Below are 3,027 nucleotides of genomic sequence, written 5' to 3' on the forward strand. Positions count from 1 at the left end.
ATTTGAGGTAGGGCGCGAAGTTGCGGCGAATGCCAGCCAGATTGTCCTCGATGTCCTGCGGCGTCAAAAGCTTGCGCGCCTCGTCCTTGAACGAGGGATCGCCGATCATCGAGGTGCCGCCGCCCATCAGCGCGATCGGCCGGTGGCCGGTCCGCTGCAGCCAATGCAGCATCATGATTTGGATCAGTGATCCCGCATGCAGGCTCTTCGCCGTCGCATCGAAGCCGATATAGGCGGTGACGATTTCCTTGGCGAAAAGCTGGTCGAGGCCGGTTTCGTCCGAGATCTGGTGGATGAAGCCGCGCTCGCTCATGACGCGCAGGAAATCGGATTTGTAGGCGGACATTTTTTCTTTCCCGAAGATCGCCCGACCGCCGGGCCAAGCATGACATGAAGGCGGGCGTTTAGCACCAGTGGGCGATCAGCAAAAGTGGAATCCGGTTTTGCGTCCAATCGCCCACTAAGCAAAGACCGGCGATCAGCAAAAGTGGAATCCGGTTTTGCGTCCGATCGCCCACTAAGCAATGACCCGCGATCAGCAAAAGTGGTTTCCGGTTTTGCGTCCCGCGCGGATGACATTGCGTATCCTTGCCTCGTGGTTGCGGCTGGCGTAATGAGGCGCCGCGCAAAGGGCAGTGCCCAGGCGCCGCGACGGGGCACCATCCCGCAAATCGAGATCCGGAAGCTCCCGCGATGAACAGGAACTACGTCATCCTCTTTCTGTTCAGCCTGCTGATGACCTTCGGCGGTCTCGCCAGCCTTCCTCCGATCGACCGTGACGAGTCCCGCTTCGTCCAGGCGACCAAGCAGATGGTCGAGACCGGCGACTATGTCGATATCCGCCTGCAGGATGTCACGCGCTACAAGAAGCCGATCGGCATCTACTGGCTGCAATCGGCGGCGGTGGCGCTGAGCGGCGAGGGCGCCGCCGCGCCGATCTGGGTCTATCGCCTGGTCTCCATGCTGGGCATCGCGCTCGCCGTCGTCGGCATCGGCTGGACCGGCACGAGGCTCTTCGGCGCCAATGCCGGCCTCGCCGCCGGTCTGATGATGGCGGCGATCTTTGCCACCGCCTTCGAGGGCCGCGACGCCAAGACCGACGCCATGCTTCTGGCCTGCTGCGTGACGGCCCAGGGCGCGCTGGCGCAGGCCTATCTCGCCGCGCGCCGCAACGAGCCGGTCGCTGGCCATCTGCCCTGGATCTTCTGGATCGCGCAAGGACTTGGCATCCTCATCAAGGGACCGGTGGCGCCGCTCTTGTCGCTGCTGACGGCGGCGGCGCTGGTTGCCTTCGATCGCGACTGGCGCTGGCTCCTCAAGCTGAAGCTGGTGCGCGGCGTCGCCATCGTGCTGTTCATCGTGCTGCCCTGGATATTTCTCATCAGCTGGAAGAGCGGCGGCGCTTTTTTCCAGGAGGCGGTCGGCAAGGACATGCTGACCAAGGTGGCGCAGGGCGAGGAATCGCATGGCCTGCCGCCCGGCTTCTACATGCTGACCTATTCACTGTTCATGTGGCCGTTCGGCCTGATCGCTGTCGGCGCCGGGCTGCAGGCCATCAACCGCTTTTGGGATGATCCGCGCCTGCGCTTCTGCCTCGCCTGGTATATCCCGTTCTGGCTGGTGTTCGAGGCGATCCCGACCAAGCTGCCGCACTATGTCATGCCGGCCTATCCGGGGATGGCGCTGCTGATCGGCTGGTTGCTGACGTTGAAGCCCGAGGAGGCCAACGCACCGCTCAAACGTTGGCAGACCTGGCTGTGGTGGGCGACCGCCTTCGGCCTTGTCGTCGTTTCCATCGGCCTGGCGGTGGTCTGCATTGCCGCGCCGATCTATCTCGCCAAGGCATTTTCGTGGTGGAGCATTCCCGCCGCGCTTGCTGCGCTCGCCGCCGGCTACATGGCCTTCCCGCGCCAATTGCAGGTGCCGCTCGGACGCGTCGGTGCGATTGCCATTTGCGCCGGCATCACCTTTTCCCTGCTGTTCGGTACCATCGCGCCGTCGCTGAAGCCGATCTGGCTGACCCCGGCGATCAAGGTCGCGGTCGACGCCAACCGACCATGCGACACCACAGTGCTCGCCTCCGCCCCGTACCATGAGCCGAGCCTCGTCTTCCTTGTCGGAACCAGCACCGTGCTCACCGATGTCGACGGTGTCGCAAAGCACCTGCTGGCCGATCCGGCTTGCGCGCTGGGACTGGCATCGGTCAAGGACGAGCAGAAGCTCAACGAACTGCTTTCGGGGCAGGGCAAGTCGGCAAAGCGCCTGACCGAGATCGACGGGCTCAACTATTCGTCAGGAGACAAACTGGCGCTCGGGCTTTATCGGGTGGCAGAGTGAATAGCATCGGGCCTCGATTGCCCTTATAAGCTCGCGCCCAATCATGCTCGTCATCGCATCCACCCTCTATCGCCGCTCGCTCGGCAACTTCCTCGACACGATCCGCATCGTGAGGAGGCGCTTTGCCGTACGGGCGGCGCGTTACCCCGAGATCCCTTGGCTGGTCTGGGTGTTTGCCTGGCTGTTGCTCGCGACGGCAGTCTTCCTCAGCCTCGACGGCGCCGCCGGCAGAATGCGCGGGGTGTGGACGCCCGGCTTCGTCCAGTTCACCGACTCCTTCACTGATTTGGGCCTGGGCGGCTGGTACCTCATTCCGGCAGCGCTTTGCCTCGTCGCCGCCAATCTGACGGACTGGCGAAGCCTGTCCAGGCGAGCACGGCTTTTCGTCTACAACTGGACCTGCTTCGCCTTCCTGGTGCTTTGCGCTGTCGGCTTGTCCGGCCTGGCGGTCAATCTCTTGAAATACGGCATCGGCCGGGCGCGGCCGCTCTATTTCAACGATTTCGGGGTTTTGTCGCTGCACCCCTTGGCCATGGATGCGCGCTTTGCCGGCTTTCCTTCCGGCCATGCCACCACGATGGGCGCGGTGTTCGGCGTCGCGCTGCTGCTGTTCCCGAGGCGCTGGTACATCGCCCTGGCGCTCACGGCGTGCATTGCCTCGACGCGCGTCTTCGTCGGCGCCCATTACCC

Annotated in this window: 2 protein-coding genes and 1 pseudogene; 2 read left to right on the forward strand and 1 reads right to left on the reverse strand. The window is 63.7% G+C overall.

Annotated elements, in window-relative coordinates:
• Positions 1-346, reverse strand: a pseudogene (locus EN745_RS32760) (tyrosine--tRNA ligase); the annotation flags it as partial.
• A gap of 347 nt (positions 347-693) precedes the next feature.
• On the opposite strand from EN745_RS32760, the gene EN745_RS32765 reads away from it, so the two are divergent.
• The gene (locus EN745_RS32765) at positions 694-2,337 is read left to right on the forward strand and encodes a glycosyltransferase family 39 protein (protein WP_127423163.1); all 1,644 of its coding nucleotides are present in this window, start codon (positions 694-696) and stop codon (positions 2,335-2,337) included.
• Between the two features lie 43 nt (positions 2,338-2,380).
• On the forward strand, positions 2,381-3,027 hold a 647-nt coding region (locus EN745_RS32770; protein WP_127423164.1), incomplete at its 3' end, for a phosphatase PAP2 family protein.

Source organism: Mesorhizobium sp. M4A.F.Ca.ET.022.05.2.1 (genome assembly GCF_003998845.1).
Classification (GTDB): domain Bacteria; phylum Pseudomonadota; class Alphaproteobacteria; order Rhizobiales; family Rhizobiaceae; genus Mesorhizobium.

Bases quoted from the DNA above. Each gene is read 5' to 3' on its own strand.
- EN745_RS32765 (WP_127423163.1), top strand. From the start codon at position 694: ATGAACAGGAACTACGTCATCCTCTTTCTGTTCAGCCTGCTGATGACC.